We start from the raw sequence: 17,827 nt of genomic DNA on the forward strand, positions 1-17,827 counted from the left end.
CTGCCGCAGGGCGAGCCCTTGAACGTGCCGGACCTTTGCGGAGCGGCCCAGCCCCTCGTCACCCGCCTGCGGAAACCTCCGTAGCGGCAACGTGCGCAAAACCCCGCGACGGACCCGCCCCCCACCCCCGTAGAGCTAACGACAGAAAGCTCACAGGGAGGGGAGCAGGACGTGGCAGGGCACAGGGGCAGACGTGTCAGAGGTGCGGCGGCCGCAGTGGTGGCGATGGCGGCGCTCACCGCGTCGCAGGCGCCGGGGGCGGTTCCGGCGCGGGCCGTGGCACCGGCGCCCAGGCAGGCACCCGCCGAGGTCGGACCGAGCGTGTCCGGCGACGCCCCGTACCGGACCGAGCTGCCGCCGCTGCGGACCGGTAAGCGCGCGGGCGGCCCGGCGGCGGAGGAGGAAGTGGGCGGCGCGCTGCCGGCGAGTGTGTTCGCCGCCTATCGGCGGGCCGAGGACCGGCTCGCGCGTGAGGCGCCAAGCTGCCGGCTGCGCTGGCAGTTGCTGGCGGCGATCGGGCAGGTGGAGTCGGGACAGGCGCGGGGCGGCAGGGTCACCTCGGACGGTACGACCGTGGCGCCGATCCTCGGGCCGCGGCTGGACGGCGTGGCCTTCGCGCTGATCCGGGACACCGACGGCGGCGCCCACGACGGGGACACGGCGTACGACCGCGCGGTCGGGCCGATGCAGTTCATTCCGTCGACCTGGGCCCGCTGGGGCGCGGACGGCAACAGCGACGGGCGTAGGGATCCGAACAACGTCTTCGACGCGGCACTCGCCGCCGGACGGTACCTGTGTGCGGGCCGGCGGGATCTTTCCGTTCCCGCCGAGCTGGACCGGGCGATCCTGGGCTACAACCACTCGGCGGCCTACCTGCGCACGGTCCGGGCCTGGTACGCGTACTTCCTGGAAGGGCACCGGGTGGTGCCGGACCGCTCGGCCGGGTCCTCCTCCGCGCGCTCCGAGCCGTCACGATCGCCCTCGAAGCCGGAACGAGCCGCACCCACCCCCTCCGGGCGTCCGACCGCCGTCCCGCCCCGCCCGTCGTCGGCCCCCGCCTCACCGGCCCCCACCCCGTCCCGTCCGGCCACCGAGCCCCCGGAGACGCAGGAGCCGCAACTCCCCGTCCCCGACCCGGACATCGAGCTCCCCGGCGACGACGTGCTGCCCAGCGACGCCCCACTGACCAGTAACAGCGGGGACTCGATGGCCGCCTCCCCCTCCACAACCGCCGATACTCGGCGGTAATGTCGCCCCACCCGCCGGACAGCACGAGACCGGTGGGTGAGCGCGAAGGGGCCCTCATGGCGACGGACATGCCTGCGGACATGCCCGCAGAGACACCTGCGGAGAGGCGCGCCGCCGACGAGCGTTGGCGGCGCATGTGGAGCCACCGCGAGCACTTGCTCAAGGTGGCCCGGCGCAGGTCGATGAGTGCGGAGGACGCCGAGGACGCGGTGCACGAGGCGATGCTGCGCGCCGCGGAGCGCCCCGACCTGGACGACGAGCGGCTGGCGGCCTGGCTGACGACGGTGACGATGCGGCTGTGCGTCGACCGCTACCGGCAGGTGAACCGCGAAGCCGAGGTGCGTATCAGCCCGACGCTCATCGTCCCCGGCCCGGTGCCCGTCGAGGAGGCGGTGTGCGACCGGGCCGAGGCGAAGTGGCTGGCGGTGCGCAGTGGTGAGCTGCCCGTCCGGCAGGCCGAGGCGCTGCGGCTGAAGTCGCAGGACCTGGACGTCGGCCAGGTCGCCGTCCGGATGGGGCTGAGCTACCGGACCGTCGAGTCGCTGCTGGCCCGCGCCCGGCGGACGCTGCGGCAGTCGCTGGCCGCCACGCTCGGGTTCGCGCTGTTCCTGATCGGCTGGGGACGGCCGCGCGGAGTCGGCAGGGGACAGGCCGTGGCGGTCGCCTCGACGGCGGCGTCCCTGGCGGTGGCGGGGTTCGTGCTGCCGTACGCCCTCGACGGCGGCGGAGGTGGGGGCGGTACGGCGCCTCGGCCCGCGGTCGCCTCGCCGGACGCGGAGACGTTGCGGCAGGACGGCGGTGGCGGGAATCGTACGCCTCAGGGGGAGGGGCCCGCGGCTGTGCCGGCCGAGCGCGGCGCGGTCGATGCCCCCGCCGGCGCATCGTTCACCCCGCTGTCCGTGCCGTCGGTGCCGTCGGTGCCGTCGGTGCCGTCCGTGCCGTCGCTGCCGGAGGTCCCGGATGTTCCGGACGTGCCGGGCATCCCCGTGTCGCCGCTCCCCTCGCTGTCCGCGCCCGAGGTCCCTCAGCTGCCCGAGATACCGAGGCCCGACGTTCCCGAGCTGCCGGTGGAGCCCTCCGCCGTGCCGACCGGCCGGGCGGCCATCCCGCAGGCCCCGGAGGCTCCCGCCACACCCTCCGCCTCCCTGTCCGACCCCACCGTGCGCCCACTCCCGTAGCGCTCCCGGAAACCCACTCCCGTAGCGCCCGGAAACCCGCCCGGAAACCCGCTCGAAAAAAATCCGCCACTTGAGCGACGGACGCCCGGCCCCTCCCCGTAGAGCAGATGTCAGAGCTGCTCCAGGGGCACTGCCCCACGGGCTGAAGGGTGGACCGGATGGGTGTCGAGATCTGTGTGGAAGGGCTGACCAAGTCCTTCGGTCACCAGGTCATCTGGCAGGACGTCTCGCTGACGCTGCCCGCCGGGGAGGTCTCGGTCATGCTCGGCCCCTCCGGCACGGGCAAGTCGGTGTTCCTCAAGACGCTCGTCGGTCTGCTCAAGCCGGAGCGTGGCTCCATCACGATCCAGGGCCGGGACATCACCAAGCTCCGCGAGCACGACCTGTACGAGGTGCGCAAGCTCTTCGGCGTGCTGTTCCAGGACGGCGCGCTGTTCGGCTCGATGAACCTGTACGACAACATCGCCTTCCCGCTGCGCGAGCACACCCGCAAGTCCGAGAGCGACATCCGGCGCATCGTGCTGGAGAAGATGGACATGGTCGGGCTGATCGGCGCGGAGGGGAAGCTGCCCGGCGAGATCTCCGGCGGGATGCGCAAGCGCGCCGGGCTGGCCCGGGCCCTCGTCCTCGACCCGGAGATCATCCTCTTCGACGAACCCGACTCGGGCCTCGACCCGGTCCGCGTGGCCTACCTCAACCAGCTCATCGTCGACCTCAACGCCCAGATCGACGCGACCTTCCTGATCGTCACGCACGACATCGCCTCCGCCCGCCAGGTGCCGGACAACATCGGGCTGCTGTTCCGTCGCGAGCTGGTGATGTTCGGGCCGCGCGAGGAGCTGCTGGCCAGCGACGAGCCCGTCGTACGGCAGTTCCTGAACGGCCGGATGCAGGGACCGATCGGCATGGCGGAGGAGAAGGACGCCGCCCAGGTCGAGCAGGAGCTCGCGCAGATCGACGACAGCGCGGGTGTTCAGGCGCCGGCTCCCCGCCTGCTGCCGGGGCCGGGCATCGACCGGCCACCCCGCTGGGAGGCCATCGCCCGGCGTGAGGCGGCGCTCCACCGGAAGGAGGTGGCCGGCGCGTGAGCCTGTCACCGGTGGGAGCGCTGCGGCACTCGGGCAGCCTCTTCGCGATGGCGCTGGACGTCGTCCGGACGATTCCCCGACGGCCTTTCCAGGCACGGGAGTTCATCCAGCAGACGTGGTTCGTCGCGAGTGTCACCATCCTGCCGACGGCCCTGGTCTCCATTCCGTTCGGGGCGGTCATCGCGCTCCAGATCGGCAGCCTCACCCGGCAGTTGGGCGCCCAGTCCTTCTCCGGGGCCGCCTCCGTGCTCGCCGTGCTGCGCGAGGCCTCGCCGATCGTCACCGCGCTGCTGATCGCGGGCGCCGGTGGCACGGCGATCTGCGCCGACCTCGGGGCGCGGAAGATCCGCGACGAGATCGACGCGATGCAGGTGCTGGGCATCGACCCCATCCACCGGCTGGTCGTCCCCCGCGTGCTGGCGTCGATGCTGGTGGCGGTGCTGCTCAACGGCCTGGTGTCGGTGGTCGGCGTGGCGGGCGGCTACTTCTTCAACGTCGTTCTCCAGAACGGCACCCCGGGCGCCTACCTGGCCTCCTTCACCACGCTCGCCCAGCTCTCCGACCTGTGGGCGGCCGAGGTCAAGGCGCTGGTGTTCGGCGCGATCGCCGGGATCGTCGCCTCCTACAAGGGACTGACCGCGAAGGGCGGACCCAAGGGTGTGGGCGACGCGGTGAACCAGTCGGTGGTGATCACCTTCATGTTGCTGTTCGTGACCAACTTCGTGATGACCGCGGTGTACTTCCAGGTCGTCCCCCAAAGGGGTTAGCCGATGAGACTCATCGACCGCCCACTGAAGTCCCTAGAGGCCCTGGGCACCCAGCTCTCCTTCTACGGCCGCTCGCTGGCGTGGACGGGGCGCACCCTGCGCCGCTACAAGAAGGAGATCCTGCGACTGCTCGCGGAGGTGAGCTTCGGCCGGGGCGCGCTCGCCGTCGTGGGCGGCACGGTCGGCGTGATCGCCTTCCTGTCGTTCTTCACCGGCACGGAAGTGGGGTTGCAGGGGTACGCCGCGCTCAACCAGCTCGGCACCTCCAACTTCGTGGCGTTCCTCTCGGCGTACTTCAACACCCGTGAGATCGCCCCGCTGGTGGCCGGGCTCGCGCTCTCCGCGACCGTCGGCGCCGGGTTCACCGCCCAGCTCGGCGCGATGCGGATCAGCGAGGAGACCGACGCGCTGGAGGTCATGGGCGTGCCCTCGCTGCCGTTTCTCGTGACGACGCGGATGATCGCCGGGTTCGTGGCCGTCGTCCCGCTCTACGTGATCGGCCTGCTGTCCTCGTACCTGGCCGCCCGCACCATCACCACCGGCTACTACGGGCAGTCCACGGGCACCTACGACCACTACTTCCAGCAGTACCTGCCCCCGGTGGACGTGCTGTGGTCCTTCGGGAAGGTGCTGGTCTTCGCCGTCCTGATCATCCTGGTGCACTGCTTCTACGGCTACTACGCGAGCGGCGGCCCGGCGGGCGTCGGCGTCGCGGTGGGCCGTGCGGTGCGGACCTCGATCGTGGCGATCAACGTCCTGGACTTCTTCCTGTCGCTGGCGATCTGGGGCGCCAGCACGACCGTACGGATCGCGGGGTGAGCCGCCGTATGAGGGTGCTGAGACTGCGGTTGTACGGCGTCGTCTTCATCGCCGTGCTCGCGTTGCTGCTGTCCCTGTCCGTCGCCGTCTACCGGCAGGTGTTCACGCCGGTCGTGCGGATCACGCTGGAGGCCGACAGCCTCGGCAACCAGCTCGATCCGCGTGCCGACGTCAAGCTGCGCGGGCTGCTGGTCGGCGAGGTGCGCGAGGTGCGGGCCGACGGGACGAAGGCGACGCTCGACATCGCGCTCAAGCCGGAGCACGTCGCCGCGATCCCGTCCGACGTGCACGCCCGCCTGCTGCCCAAGACGCTGTTCGGCGAGAAGTACGTCGACCTGGTCCCGCCCGCCGGCTCGTCCGGCCGACCCATCCGCGCCGGGGACGTCATCACCCAGGACCGGACCCGCGTCGGCATCGAGGTCCAGCAGCTGATGAACGACCTGCTGCCCCTGCTGCGGACGGTCCAGCCCGGCAAGCTCAACGCCACGCTCTCCGCGTTCGCCACCGCCCTGGAGGGACGCGGCGACCGGATCGGCGACAACCTCACGCGAGTGGAGGCCTATCTGCGCCGCCTCAATCCGCACCTGCCGTCCCTGAAAGAGGACATCGCACGCTTCGCCGACGTCGCCGAGGTCTACGGCGACGCCGCGCCCGACCTGATGGAGATCCTGCGCAACACCGTCACCACCAGCCGCACGATCGTCGAGGAGAAGGACCGGCTGGCGGCGGCGCTGACGACCACGGCGACTGTCGCGGGCACCGCCGAGGACTTCCTCGACGCGAACGGCGACCGGCTGATCACCCTCGGCCGGGTCTCCCGCCCCACGCTGGAGCTGTTCGCCCGTTACTCCCCGCAGTACCCCTGTCTGCTGGCCGGCCTGGTCCGGCAGGACAAGGCGTCCGAGGAGGCGTTCCGGGGCGGAAAGATGCACATCACGCTGGAGGTCGTACGGGCGCAGGGCGCGTACGAACCGGGTGAGGAACCACGTTACGGCGAGCGGTCCGGCCCCGACTGCCGTGAGCTGCCGCATCCTCCGGTGCCGGCGCCCGGCGCCCACCTCGACGACGGTTCGAAGAAGGCTAATCCGGCCTCGGGCGGTCCGCTCGGCGTCTCCGCCACCCGGGCCGAGCAGCGGGCCGTCGGCTCGCTCGTGGCGCCGGTGCTGGGCGTGCCCGCGGACGAGGTGCCGCCGGTCGCGACGCTGCTGTTCGGGCCGATGGCGCGCGGGACGGCGGTGAGCGTCGCATGAGCACCGCAGGAGCCCGGCAGACCGCCGCCCCCCTGATCAAGTTCAGTCTCTTCGCGCTGGTGACGATGGTGGCGACGGCGCTGCTCGCCGCCACCATCGTGAACATCTCCTTCACCCCCGAGCACGAGTACCGCGCGGTCTTCAGCGACGTCACCGGCCTGGAGGAGGGCGACGACATCCGGGTGGCCGGAGTGCGGGTCGGCGAGGTCGAGGGCATCCGGATCAAGGACCGGACGCTGGCCGAGGTCACCTTCACGGTCAGCCGGGACCGGCCGCTGCTCACCAGCACCGGCGCCGTCATCCGCTACCGCAACCTGGTCGGTCAGCGCTACGTCGCGCTGACCGAGGGCGCCGGCGACGGCACCCGGCTGCGCCCCGGCGGCACCATCCCGCTCGCCCGCACCCAGCCCGCCCTCGACCTGAACGCGCTGCTGAACGGCTTCAAGCCGCTGTTCGCCGCGCTCAGCCCGAAGGACGTCAACCAGCTCGCCACCGAGATCATCAAGACCCTTCAGGGCGAAGGCGGAACCGTCAACAGCCTGCTGACGCACACGGCGTCGCTCACCACGACGCTGGCCGGCCGCGACAAGCTGATCGGCTCGGTGATCGACAACCTCAACACCGTGCTGAAGACGCTCGACAAGCGTGGCGCCCGCTTCTCCGGACTGCTCAAGCAGCTGCGCCGGGTCATCTCGGGCCTGTCCGCCGACCGCAAGCCCATCGGGGAGTCGCTGGTGAGCATCGGTGATCTGACGGAGGCCACCTCGGGCCTGCTGAAGGACGCGCGTCCGCCGCTGAAGGACGACATCGCGGAGCTGACCGACCTCACCGGGACGCTGAACGACAACGAGAAGACCGTGGAGGGCGTGCTGAAGAGGCTGCCGAACAAGCTCAACGAGCTGACGGGGACGGCGTCCTACGGCTCGTGGTTCAACTTCTACCTGTGCGACTTCGACGGCCGGATCGTGCTGCCGAAGACGAAGCAGGTGCTCACGCCCGAGATGCACGTGGCGAGGGCGAGGTGTGGGGCATGAGCCGCAAGCGCCGCCCGGAGCCGCTGGTCAAGGTGCGGGTGGAACCGCCGAAGCTGCCGCGCGTACGGCTGCCGAGGGTACGGCTCCTGCCGCGCCGCAGGCCGCGTCCGCAGCCGCTGGTCAAGGTCCGGGTCGACCTGCCGAAGCTGCCGGGGATACGGCTGCGCCGTCCGCGCCTCGGCCCCTTCCGGGAGCGGAACCCCGTCGTCATCGGCGCCGTCGGACTCACCGTCCTCGCGCTGCTGACCGTGGCCGCGTTCAACGCCGACCGCCTGCCGGTGATCGGCGACGGCGAGACGTACAGCGCCGCCTTCGCGGAGGCGGGCGGTCTCAAGCCGGGCGACGAGGTGCGGATCGCCGGGGTCAAGGTCGGCAAGGTCGAGGAGGTCGGCCTGGACGGCGACCACGTCAAAGTCACCTTCAAGATCAAGGACGAGCCGGGGTTCGGCACCGAGACCGGCGCGTCGATCCGGGTCAAGACGATCCTCGGCGCGAAGTACCTCGCCCTGCACCCCAAGGGACAAGGCCGCCTGGAGCCCGGCAGCGAGATCCCGCTGCGGCGGACCGTCCCCGCGTACGACGTCGTGCAGGCGTTCAGTGATCTCACCACCACGACGGAGAAAGTCGACACCGAGCGGCTGGCCAAGGCGCTGGACACCATCTCGACGACCTTCGAGGACTCGCCCTCCGAAGTACGGGAGTCCATCAAGGGCCTGTCGCGGATCTCCCGGACGGTGGCCTCGCGCGACAAGGCCCTCGGGGAGCTCCTCGACCACGCGAACGGCGTGACGGGCGTACTCGCCGACCGGTCGGGCGACTTCACCGCCCTGGTCGAGGACGGCGACAAGCTGTTCAAGGAGATCAGCAAGCGGCGTGCGGCGATCCACAAGCTGCTGAAGACCTCCGCCGCGCTCGGCATCCAGCTCTCCGGCCTGGTCCAGGACAACGAGAAGGAGATCGGGCCCGCGCTCAAGGGCCTCAACACCGTGGTGAAGATGCTCGAACGCAACCAAGCCGGCCTGGAGCGGAGCATCAAGCTCCTCGCCCCCTACGTACGAGTCTTCACCAACACCCTCGGCAACGGCCGCTGGTTCGACTCCTACGTCCAGAACCTGGTCGCCGCCCCGGTCGTGCCGCGGACGGGAGGCGAGCGGTGAGCAACCGATGGAAGAAGCCCCTGGCCCTGCTGACCGCCCTGGCCGTGGTCGCCGCGCTGACCTACGTCCTGTGGCCGCGGACCGAGCCGGCCCGCGTCACGGCGTACTTCCCCCGCACCGTCGGCATCTACCCCGGCTCGGACGTCCGCGTGCTGGGCGTGCGGATCGGCGAGGTCAAGAAGATCACGCCGGAGGGCGGCCGGGTGCGGGTGGAGCTGGAGTACGACACCGACCACAAGGTCCCGGCGGACGCGCAGGCCGCGATCATCAACTCCTCGGTGGTCAGCGACCGTTACGTGCAGCTGCTGCCGGTGTACCGGAGCGGCCCGGTGCTGCGGGACGGGGACGAGATCCCCGAGTCGCGTACGGCCGTACCGGTCGAACTGGACCGCGTCTTCGACAGCCTGCACACCACGGCCGAGGCGCTCGGCCCCGAGGGCGCCAACAAGGACGGCGCCCTGTCACGGCTGCTCGGCGTCAGCGCCGACAACCTCGACGGCCAGGGCGAGAACCTCCACCGGATGGTCGGGGACCTCTCGGAGGCGGTCACGACTCTCTCCGACGGCCGCACGGACCTGTTCGGCACGGTCCGCAACCTCCAGGTGTTCACGGCGGCGCTGGCGGCGGACGACAAGAGCGTGCGGTCGTTCAACAGCAGCCTCGCCAAGGTCGCCGAGCAGCTCGCGGGCGAGCGCAAGGACCTGGCGGCGGCGCTGAAACACCTCGCCACGGCCCTCGGTGACGTGTCCGCCTTCGTGAAGAAGAACAAGAAGTCGCTGACGAAGAACGTGGAGGGCCTGAGCAAGGTGACCAAGGTGCTCGTCACCCAGCGTGCGGCGCTGGAGGAGCTGCTGGAGGTCGCGCCGACGGGTATGTCGAACCTGCACAACGCCTACAACCCCGCCGCCGGCACCCTCGACACCCGCAACAACCCCGACCACCCGCAGGATCCGGCCGCTCTGCTGTGCTCGATCCTGAAGACGACCGGGGAGAAGACCGACTGCGGGGACCTGAGGGACCTCTTCGACTCCCTGCCCGAAGTGCCCCGGAGCACCTCGGGCACCGGCACGGTCGACCGCACCCTCGGCGGAATCCTGGGGGCGCGCGCATGAGGCCCCTGCGCAAGGGCGGGACCGTCGCATGGGCGGCCGTCGGGACGCTGCTGCTGTCCGGCTGCGAGATCAACGGCTGGTACGACGTCCCGCTCCCCGGCGGAGCCGCCGCCGACGGTCACGCCTACCACGTCACCGTCGAGTTCCGCGACGTCCTGGACCTGGTGCCGCAGTCGGCGGTCAAGGTCGACAACGTCACCGTGGGCGCGGTGGAGAAGGTGGAGCTGGAGGGCTGGCACGCGAGGGTCCGCCTCCGGGTCGCCGACTCGGTGAAACTGCCCGCCAACGCCGTCGCCGGTCTGCGGCAGACCAGCATGCTCGGCGAGAAGTACGTGGCGCTGGCGGGGCCGCCGGAAGGCACGCCGGTCGGCCGGCTGCGCGACGGTGATGTGATCCCCCTGTCCCGCAGCGGCCGCAACCCGGAGGTCGAGGAGGTGCTGTCCGCGCTGTCCGCCCTCCTCAACGGTGGCGGCGTCGCCCAGCTCAAGACGATCACCACGGAGCTGAACAAGGCCCTGGAGGGCCGGGAGAACAGGGTCAGGTCCCTGCTCAAGGAGCTCGACACCTTCATCGGCGGTCTGGACGACCAGCGCCAGGACATCGTCCGCGCGCTGAAGGCCGTCGACCGGCTGGCCAAACGGCTGGGCAAGGAGAAGACGACGATCGCCGAGGCCGTCGACACGATGCCGCCCGCCCTGAAGGTCCTGGCCGACCAGCGCCGCGACCTGACGAGGATGCTCACCGCCCTGTCCAAGCTCGGCAAGACCGGCACCAAGGTGATCAATGCCTCGCACGAGGACACGGTCGCCAACCTCAAGCAGCTGCGGCCGATCCTGCGACAGCTCAACAAGGCGGGCAGCGACCTGCCCAACTCCCTGGAGTTGCTGACGACGTACCCGTTCCCGCGCAACGTGGTGGACGCCATCAAGGGTGACTACGTCAACCTGCACGTCACGGCGGACCTCGATCTGGCCGGGATCTACGGCAACCTGACGGACGAGCCGGGTGGCGGGAACGGCGGGGACACTCAGGTGCCGGAGCTTCCCGCGCCCCCGGACCTGCCGGACCTGCCGGACGTACCGGATCTCCCGGACGCACCGGATCTCCCGGACGTGCCGAAGCCCACCGCGCTGCCGAGCGGTCCGAGCGTGCCGTCGCGCCCGTCGGCCCCCTCGGGCGGCGACGACCCGCTGTGCCCGCCGGTGTGCACCGCCGGCTACGGCTCCGGCGGCCACCGCGCCGGGGGCGACTGGCCCGAGGGGATCGACCTCGCACTCGCCGAACTGATGCTGAAGGGGGTCCAGCCGTGATCACCCGTACGGTCAAGGCGCAACTGATCGCCTTCACCGCCCTCACCGCCGTAGGCGTGTCGTACGTCGGCGCCGAGTACACGGGCCTGGTGGACGAAGTCCTGGACCGCGGCTACACCGTGCGGGCCGACTTCGCGGACTCCGGGGGCGTCTTCCCCGGCGCCGAGGTCACCTATCGCGGGGTGCCGGTGGGCAAGGTCGGCGCACTGCGCCTGAGCGGCCCGGACGGCGTCTCGGTCGCGCTCGACATCGAGGACGGGGCGCCGCGCATCCCGGCGGACACGCTGGCAGTGGTGGCGAACCGTTCCGCGGTGGGCGAGCAGTACGTCGACCTCCAGCCCCGCACCTCCCGCGGCCCGTACCTGCTGAACGGCAGCACGATCCCGCGCGAGAGCACGCGGGTGCCGCTGTCGACGACGGACATGGTCCTCAGCCTGGACCGCCTGGTGAACTCGGTCGGCAAGGACGATCTGGGCGTCACGATCGACGAGCTGGGCAAGGCGTTCGCCGGTACCGGGCCGAACCTGAGCCGCCTGGTGGACTCGGGCAACACCCTGGTCGAGTCGGCGTCCGAGGCGCTGCCGGAGACGATCGCCCTGATCGAGGACTCACGCAAGGTCCTGAAGACACAGGCCGACCAGGGCTCGTCCATCAAGTCGTTCGCGCGTGATCTGGCGGCGCTCTCGGCCCAGTTGAAAGCCAGCGACGGGGACCTGCGCAAGCTGATCGGCAACGCGCGGCCGGCGGCGCAGGAGCTGAACTCGCTGCTGAAGTCGACCGGGCCGCAGCTGTCGGTCCTGCTGGCCAACCTGATCAGCGGCGGCCAGGTCACGCTGGCCCGCCTCCCTGGAGTGGAACAGGCCCTGGTGACCTTCCCGCTGATGGTCGCGGGCAGCTACACGGTCGTCCCGGGCGACGGCACCACCCACTTCGGCCTGGTCCTGAACGCCGACGACCCGCCGGCCTGCACCCAGGGGTACGGCACGGCCCGCCGGGACCCCGCGGACACCAGCACCCGCGAGGCGAACACCGACGCCCGCTGCACGCTCCCGCGCGGCAGCCAGTCGTCGGTACGAGGCGCGCAGAACGCCCCGGGCGCATCGCCCGCCGGCGGCGGCGCGGACCAGGCGACGTACGTCACCCCGTACGACCCGGAGACCGGTACCACCACCGGCCCGGACGGAACAAACGTCGAGATCGGCTCGACGGGCGGCCAGCAGGCCGTGTTCGGAAAGGAGTCATGGCAATGGCTGCTCGTTGGCCCCGTGGCATGAGGCCGGGGCGACCCGGAGTGCTGACGGCGGGACTCGTCGCGGCGACCGTCGTCACCACAGCACTGACGCTCTGGCTGGCCTTCGGCCTCTACCAGCAGCGCGAGGCGGACCAGCGACGCCAGGGCATCCTGGCCGCCGCCCGCCAGTCGGCGCTGAACTTCACCTCCCTCGACTACCGGCACTACGACCGCGACAGCGCGAACGTACTGGCGGGCGCGACCGGCGAGTTCAAGAAGCAGTTCACCGCGCAGACGGACCAGTTGACGAAGCTGGTGGCCCACAACAAGTCCGTGTCGGAGGGCCAGGTCCTGGAGGCGGGCATCGTCCGCTCCGACGAGGACTCGGCCCGGGTACTGGTGGTCGCCGACAGCAAGGTGACCAACACCGCCGCGCCCGAGGGGGAGGCGCGCACGTACCGGCTTCAGCTCGACCTCGTGCACAAGGACGGCCGCTGGCTGACGTCCGACGTCGAGTTCGTCGGCTGACCCACGGGCCGATCCGCCGACCGACCAGCACCGACGAGCAGTACGAGGAGTACCACCATGCCGAAGACGACCACCGGCCGCGCCCCCGCTCCGGGCACCCGGCGCATCATGACGGCGGCCGCCCGCGCGGCGGCGAAGCGCGCGGAGCGCGGCCACCGTGAAGCGGGCGCGGCGACGGCCGGCGACGAGGAGTCCCCGCGCCGGGCCGAACGGCCACGCGCCGGACGCACCGTCCTCGTCGAGGCCCCGAAGCACGGCTGGGACGACCCGCCGGAGCCGTCACCGGCGTCGTTCGAGGAAGACGCGCCACAGGAACCGGGCGAGGCCCGCCCCGGCGGCCGTCGGAGGCCGCTCACCTTGCTCCTTGCCGTCCTGCTCGTCCTGGGCCTGGTCGCGCTCGCCGCCCTGGGATGGCAGTACCGTGACGGGCGCCTGACGGAGACGGCCCGGGCCGAGGCGCTCGCGGCCGCGCGAAAGGCGGCGCCGATCGTCCTGTCGTACGACTACCGCCGCCTGGACAAGGACTTCTCCAGGGCCCGTGTCCACCTGACCGGCGACTTCCGCGACGAGTACGGCAAGACCACGAAGACCGTGGTCGCCCCGACGGCCCAGAAGTACCACGGCGTGGTGAAGGCCACGGTCGCCGCCCCCGGTTCCTCCGGCGGCACCCCGGCCGCCTCCGTCGTCTCGGCCTCCCCCGACAAGGTCGTGGTCCTGCTCTTCGTCAACCAGGTCACCGAGAGCACTCAGGTCTCCGGGGCCCGCGTGGACCAGAACCGGGTGCGGATGACGATGGACCGCACGGGCGACGGGTGGAAGGTGAGCGCCCTGGACGCGCTGTGAAGGGACCGACCGCCTGATCAACACGGGGGCCGATGACCCCGTCGGTGAGCAGCGCGGGGTCCGTCGTACCGATCTCGGTGCGGCCGGACAGCACGGTGAATTCCGGTGCGGCTGTGAAGACCGCGGTGAGGTCCGTGAAGTGCCGGCAGCCGAAGCGCTTTTCTGCCTCGGAGCCGATGAACAGCATGCGCCCGGCCCGACCCAGGATGCCCTCCTCGACCAAGTGGCGCAGATCGGCTCGGCGGAAGGTCCGAAAGGACCGAGAGCTCCCCACCACTCCTTCCAGAGCCGGTCGCCCACCCGGTGCTCCTGGAGGCAATAGCGCCAGCATCCGTTGCGCGGCGATGTGCCGGGGATCCGGAGGAGCGAAACCGGTTCCACCCAGCCGCGGACCAGAGCGGCAGCAGCGCCGCTGCGGTGAGGATGCCGGAGTCGAGTGGCCGGGAGCAGACAGGTGCGGCCGGCACCGAGCCGCCGGCCGGTGCGGCCGAGACGCTGCAGGAACGAGGCCACACCGAGCCCGGGGCGTCGATCCGGACGCCCCGGTCCAGGTCGCCGACGTCGATGCCGGAGCAGCGGCTCTGAATCAACCGGAGTGCGGAGCGGTCACTGGACCGCCGACCCCAGCGACCGCTCCCGCACCCGCTCCAGATGCCCCTCGAACACCTCCCGGGCCTCCGGCGTCAGCGTCCGCAATGCCACCAACGCCGTGATGACGACATCGCACAACTCCGCCTGCACGTCCTCCCACGTGTGCGTGATGCCCTTGCGCGGATTCTGGCCCGTCGCCCCGATCACCGCCTCGGAGACCTCGCCGACCTCCTCCGACAGTTTCAGGATGCGCAGGAGGATGCCCTCGCGGCCCTCGACGGGGCGGTTGGTGTCGAGCCACTGCGTCAACACGTCGACGGTGGCCCACAGGTCGGATTCGAGGTCGGGTGCGGGTGGCGTCCGGTCGCTCATGGACGCAGCCTGGCACGAGGGTCTGACAACGCCCCGTTGCCGCTGCTACTCCATCTGCTCCTCCTCGAACAACGCCTCCTGCTCTCCTTCCTTCGCCTTCCGCAGGCGCCTCGTCCGGGCGCCCACCACCACCGCCGTGCCTGCCGCCGTCGCCGCGAAGGCCGCCGGGATCATCCAGCCGCGGTTGACCGCGTGGCCGAGCAGGTGGTCCAGGGAGAGGCGGCCCGGGCCGGTGACGGCCAGGCCCGCCGCCGTGAGGCCGAGCGTCGCCGCGTACTCGTAGCCGCCGCCCTGATTGAAGAAGCCGTTCGGGGCGTGCACCGCCGCCGCGCCCGCCATCGCGCCGGCCGCCGCCGCACCCGCGGCCGGGGTGGCCAGGCCCAGGGCCAGCAGGGCACCGCCGCCGGTCTCCGCGAGGCCGGCTGCGGTCGCGCTCGCCTTGCCGGGGGCGTAGCCGACGGACTCCATGAACTGGCCGGTGCCCTCGATGCCGTGCCCGCCGAACCAGCCGAACAGCTTCTGCGCGCCGTGGGCGGCCAGCACACCCCCCGCCCCCAGCCGGAGCAGCAGCAGGCCCAGATCACGTCGGTCGTTACGCGTCACGTCGTCTCCCGGAGCGGACAGCAGAACAGAAGGGCATCCCCCGTCGGGTTCCACCGTCGCACCCGCGACCCCGGGCGACACCCGGCGGAGCCGCCCGGGACGCCGTTCGGGTGGCACGGGTGGCGTGGGGCGGTGGCCGGTACGAGGCTGGCTCGTATGACGATTCAGACCACGCGCCTCAGCGATCCGGCCGTCCGTGCTTTCGTGGCCGCCGTGAACAACCACGACCGCGAGAGCTTCATGGAGCTCCTCGCGCCGGGCGCGACCATGACGGACGACGGCTCCGAGCGGGACCTCGCCGACTGGGTGGAGCGGGAGATCTTCTCCTCCCACGGCCACATGGAGGTCGACAACGAGTCCAACGGCGGCCGTTCCCTCATCGCCCGCTACAGCAACGACACCTGGGGCGAGATGCGCACCCGGTGGAGCTTCACCGTGGACGACGACGGCCGGATCACGCGCTTCGAGACCGGGCAGGCCTGAAACCCCTTTCCCGCAGGGGCTTGTGTTCGTGTGCGCTCCAACTTCTAGCCTCTCCCGGCATGGAGACCACACGGCCGCTGGGACGCGGCGGCATCGAGGTGAGCGCACTCGGCTTCGGCTGCTGGGCGATCGGCGGTGAATGGCAGGCCCTCGACGGGCAGCCGCTCGGCTGGGGCAAGGTCGACGACGAGGAGTCGGTGCGGGCGGTGCGGGGCGCCCTCGACCGGGGCGTCACCTTCTTCGACACCGCCGACACCTACGGGGCCGGGCACAGCGAACGCGTGCTGGGCCGGGCCCTCGGCAAGCGCAGGGCGGATGTCGTCGTCGCCACCAAGTGGGGCAACGTGTTCGACGAGGAGACACGCACCCTCACCGGCGGCGACGACTCCCCGGCCTATCTGCGCCGCGCCCTGACCGCGTCCCTGCGCCGGCTCGGCACCGACTACGTCGACCTCTACCAGTTCCACCTCTCCGACACGGACCCCGAGCGCGCCGCACTGCTCCGGGACACGTGCGAGGAACTGGTCCGCGAGGGACTGATACGGGCCTACGCGTGGAGCACCGACGATCCCGCACGCGCCGCCGTGTTCGCCGAGGGGCCGCACTGCGCCGCCGTCCAGCACGCGCTCAACGTCCTCCAGGACGCGCCCGCGATGCTGCGGCTGTGCGAGGAGGCGGGCCTCGCGAGCATCAACCGCAGTCCGCTCGCCATGGGGCTGCTCACCGGGAAGCGCCGGGAGGGGCAGCGGTTGGAGGCCGGGGACATCCGCAGCAGGCCACCGGCCTGGTTGCCGGGTTTCGGCGACGGGTCCGGCGCCGACCCGGAGTGGCTCGCCCGTGTCGACGCTCTCAGGGAGGTCCTCACCAGCGAGGGCCGCACGCTCGCCCAGGGCGCGCTGGCCTGGCTGTGGGCGAGCAGCCCGCGCACGGTTCCCATCCCCGGCTTCCGCTCGGTCGCCCAGGCGGAGGAGAACGCGGGCGCCCTGGAGAAGGGGGCCTTGACCGGCGCGCAGCTCGCAGAGGTCGACCGGCTGCTCGGGCGGTGATCCTGGTGCGACCTCAGGCCAGTCGTTGAACGCCGGGCGTCCGGTCCTTGGCGTGTGCGGCAGCCGTTCCACGCGCACCGGTGCGTACTTCGCGGTCCCTCGCGAAGTCCACCCCCACCCGGTGCGGTGGAACGACTGCCGCCGCCCCCCTGGATGTGGCCTGCGGAAGCCGTCTGCTCCAACTGTGAAGCTTTCGTGTAGAAGAGTTGAGCATAGGCTCCCTATCGGCCGCAATGGGGCGGACGTTTGTATTCCGGTTGTGCAGGTTGACGAGTTGACGAACTCCGTCGCGTGCTCAGCCGCGTCCGACGTACGGCATCGCCGTCGCCAGTACGGTCGCGAACTGCACGTTCGCCTCCAGCGGCAGCTCCGCCATGTGCCGCACCGTGCGGGCCACGTCCGCGACGTCCATGACCGGTTCCGGGGCGACTTCCCCGTTTGCCTGGAGGGCACCCGTCTGCATACGGGACGTCATGTCGGTGGCCGCGTTGCCGATGTCGATCTGCCCGACGGCGATCCGGTACGGCCGCCCGTCCAGAGAGAGGGCCTTCGTCAGGCCCGTCAGGGCGTGTTTGGTCGCCGTGTAGGCCACCGACAGCGGGCGGGGCGTGTGGGCGGAGATCGAGCCGTTGTTGATGATCCGGCCGCCCTGCGGGTCCTGCTCCTTCATCTGCCGGTACGCCGCCTGCGCACACAGGAACGCCCCGTTGAGGTTGGTGTCCACCACGTGCCGCCACGCCTCATAGGGCAGCTCCTCGACCGGCACGCCACCCGGCCCGAACGTGCCCGCGTTGTTGAACAGCAGGTCGACCCGGCCGAAGCGCTCGACGGTCGCGGCGAAGAGGGCGCTCACATCCTCGGGGCGTGAGACGTCCGTCCGTACGGTGAGAGCGGCGCCCCCGGTCGCCCTCCCGGCCGTGCCCCCGGTCGCCCTCCCGGCCGTGCCCCCGCTCGTGCCGCCGTGTGGGCCCTCGGGCGCCAGGGCCGCCGTCTCCTCCAGCGTCTCGACGCGCCGGCCCGCCAGTGCCACCGACCAGCCCGCGCGCAGCAGTTCCACGGCGACCGCCCGGCCGATGCCGGAACCCGCCCCGGTCACCACCGCGATCGCATTGTGCTTGGCATTCATGCGCCCGCAGCGTACGGGAGCCGCATCCACACGCTGCGGGA

18 protein-coding genes and 1 pseudogene are annotated in these 17,827 nt (G+C 71.4%); 15 read left to right on the forward strand and 4 right to left on the reverse strand.

Going from position 1 to position 17,827, the window contains the following annotated elements; translation table 11 throughout:
* The first annotated feature begins 225 nt into the window (after nucleotides 1–225).
* The 13 genes from ACIQHQ_RS03760 to ACIQHQ_RS03820 all read left to right on the forward strand — a co-directional run bounded on the left by ACIQHQ_RS03760 (nucleotide 226) and on the right by ACIQHQ_RS03820 (nucleotide 13,565).
* Entirely contained in the window at nucleotides 226–1,248 is a 1,023-nt protein-coding gene (locus ACIQHQ_RS03760; protein WP_402609731.1) for a lytic transglycosylase domain-containing protein, read from the forward strand.
* A 56-nt stretch (nucleotides 1,249–1,304) separates the two neighbouring features.
* On the forward strand, nucleotides 1,305–2,426 hold the full coding sequence (locus ACIQHQ_RS03765) for a sigma-70 family RNA polymerase sigma factor (protein WP_402609733.1): 1,122 nt from the start codon (nucleotides 1,305–1,307) through the stop codon (nucleotides 2,424–2,426).
* Nucleotides 2,427–2,584: 158 nt separating this feature from the next.
* Entirely contained in the window at nucleotides 2,585–3,514 is a 930-nt protein-coding gene (locus tag ACIQHQ_RS03770; protein ID WP_402609735.1) for an ABC transporter ATP-binding protein, read from the forward strand.
* Nucleotides 3,511–4,281 (forward strand): ABC transporter permease, encoded by a 771-nt coding sequence (locus ACIQHQ_RS03775; RefSeq protein ID WP_010036858.1) that lies wholly within the window; start codon nucleotides 3,511–3,513, stop codon nucleotides 4,279–4,281. The genes ACIQHQ_RS03770 and ACIQHQ_RS03775 overlap by 4 nt, the downstream gene beginning before the upstream one ends.
* Nucleotides 4,282–4,284: 3 nt before the next feature.
* Nucleotides 4,285–5,100 (forward strand): ABC transporter permease, encoded by an 816-nt coding sequence (locus tag ACIQHQ_RS03780; protein WP_150480530.1) that lies wholly within the window; start codon nucleotides 4,285–4,287, stop codon nucleotides 5,098–5,100.
* Between the two features lie 8 nt (nucleotides 5,101–5,108).
* Nucleotides 5,109–6,350, forward strand: coding sequence for an MCE family protein (locus ACIQHQ_RS03785; RefSeq protein WP_402609738.1), 1,242 nt, complete (start codon nucleotides 5,109–5,111; stop codon nucleotides 6,348–6,350).
* Nucleotides 6,347–7,384, forward strand: coding sequence for an MCE family protein (locus ACIQHQ_RS03790; protein ID WP_402609740.1), 1,038 nt, complete (start codon nucleotides 6,347–6,349; stop codon nucleotides 7,382–7,384). Before ACIQHQ_RS03785 ends, ACIQHQ_RS03790 begins: the two co-directional genes overlap by 4 nt.
* Nucleotides 7,381–8,541, forward strand: coding sequence for an MCE family protein (locus ACIQHQ_RS03795; RefSeq protein WP_402609742.1), 1,161 nt, complete (start codon nucleotides 7,381–7,383; stop codon nucleotides 8,539–8,541). Before ACIQHQ_RS03790 ends, ACIQHQ_RS03795 begins: the two co-directional genes overlap by 4 nt.
* On the forward strand, nucleotides 8,538–9,653 hold the full coding sequence (locus ACIQHQ_RS03800) for an MCE family protein (RefSeq protein ID WP_402609744.1): 1,116 nt from the start codon (nucleotides 8,538–8,540) through the stop codon (nucleotides 9,651–9,653). Before ACIQHQ_RS03795 ends, ACIQHQ_RS03800 begins: the two co-directional genes overlap by 4 nt.
* The gene (locus tag ACIQHQ_RS03805; RefSeq protein ID WP_402609746.1) at nucleotides 9,650–10,963 is read left to right on the forward strand and encodes an MCE family protein; all 1,314 of its coding nucleotides are present in this window, start codon (nucleotides 9,650–9,652) and stop codon (nucleotides 10,961–10,963) included. Before ACIQHQ_RS03800 ends, ACIQHQ_RS03805 begins: the two co-directional genes overlap by 4 nt.
* Entirely contained in the window at nucleotides 10,960–12,237 is a 1,278-nt protein-coding gene (locus ACIQHQ_RS03810; protein WP_402609748.1) for an MCE family protein, read from the forward strand. Before ACIQHQ_RS03805 ends, ACIQHQ_RS03810 begins: the two co-directional genes overlap by 4 nt.
* Nucleotides 12,204–12,722, forward strand: a complete 519-nt coding sequence (locus ACIQHQ_RS03815; RefSeq protein ID WP_402609750.1) for a hypothetical protein — start codon at nucleotides 12,204–12,206, stop codon at nucleotides 12,720–12,722. The genes ACIQHQ_RS03810 and ACIQHQ_RS03815 overlap by 34 nt, the downstream gene beginning before the upstream one ends.
* A 57-nt stretch (nucleotides 12,723–12,779) precedes the next feature.
* Entirely contained in the window at nucleotides 12,780–13,565 is a 786-nt protein-coding gene (locus ACIQHQ_RS03820; RefSeq protein ID WP_402609752.1) for a hypothetical protein, read from the forward strand.
* Between the two features lie 22 nt (nucleotides 13,566–13,587).
* Here the strand turns inward: ACIQHQ_RS03820 and ACIQHQ_RS03825 are convergent.
* The 3 genes and pseudogenes from ACIQHQ_RS03825 to ACIQHQ_RS03835 form a co-directional block, all read right to left on the reverse strand.
* Nucleotides 13,588–14,134, reverse strand: a pseudogene (locus ACIQHQ_RS03825) (ATP-dependent helicase); the annotation flags it as partial.
* Nucleotides 14,135–14,171: 37 nt separating this feature from the next.
* Nucleotides 14,172–14,528 carry a MazG-like family protein gene (locus ACIQHQ_RS03830; RefSeq protein ID WP_402609754.1) on the reverse strand — a complete coding sequence of 119 codons (357 nt, stop codon included), beginning with the start codon at nucleotides 14,526–14,528 and terminating at the stop codon, nucleotides 14,172–14,174.
* A 45-nt stretch (nucleotides 14,529–14,573) separates the two neighbouring features.
* Complete coding sequence (locus ACIQHQ_RS03835; protein ID WP_402609756.1) at nucleotides 14,574–15,131, reverse strand: DoxX family protein; 558 nt, start codon at nucleotides 15,129–15,131, stop codon at nucleotides 14,574–14,576.
* Nucleotides 15,132–15,287: 156 nt separating this feature from the next.
* On the opposite strand from ACIQHQ_RS03835, the gene ACIQHQ_RS03840 reads away from it, so the two are divergent.
* Both ACIQHQ_RS03840 and ACIQHQ_RS03845 read left to right on the forward strand, forming a co-directional pair.
* Nucleotides 15,288–15,614: a nuclear transport factor 2 family protein gene (locus ACIQHQ_RS03840; RefSeq protein WP_402609758.1), complete on the forward strand. Its 327-nt coding sequence runs from the start codon at nucleotides 15,288–15,290 to the stop codon at nucleotides 15,612–15,614.
* A gap of 59 nt (nucleotides 15,615–15,673) precedes the next feature.
* Nucleotides 15,674–16,660 carry an aldo/keto reductase gene (locus ACIQHQ_RS03845; protein ID WP_402609760.1) on the forward strand — a complete coding sequence of 329 codons (987 nt, stop codon included), beginning with the start codon at nucleotides 15,674–15,676 and terminating at the stop codon, nucleotides 16,658–16,660.
* A gap of 295 nt (nucleotides 16,661–16,955) precedes the next feature.
* Here ACIQHQ_RS03845 and ACIQHQ_RS03850 read toward each other — a convergent pair whose 3' ends face one another.
* Complete coding sequence (locus tag ACIQHQ_RS03850; protein WP_402609762.1) at nucleotides 16,956–17,786, reverse strand: SDR family oxidoreductase; 831 nt, start codon at nucleotides 17,784–17,786, stop codon at nucleotides 16,956–16,958.
* Nucleotides 17,787–17,827: the final 41 nt, after the last annotated feature.

The sequence above is a fragment of the Streptomyces sp. NPDC092370 genome, assembly GCF_044755265.1.
Classification (GTDB): domain Bacteria; phylum Actinomycetota; class Actinomycetes; order Streptomycetales; family Streptomycetaceae; genus Streptomyces.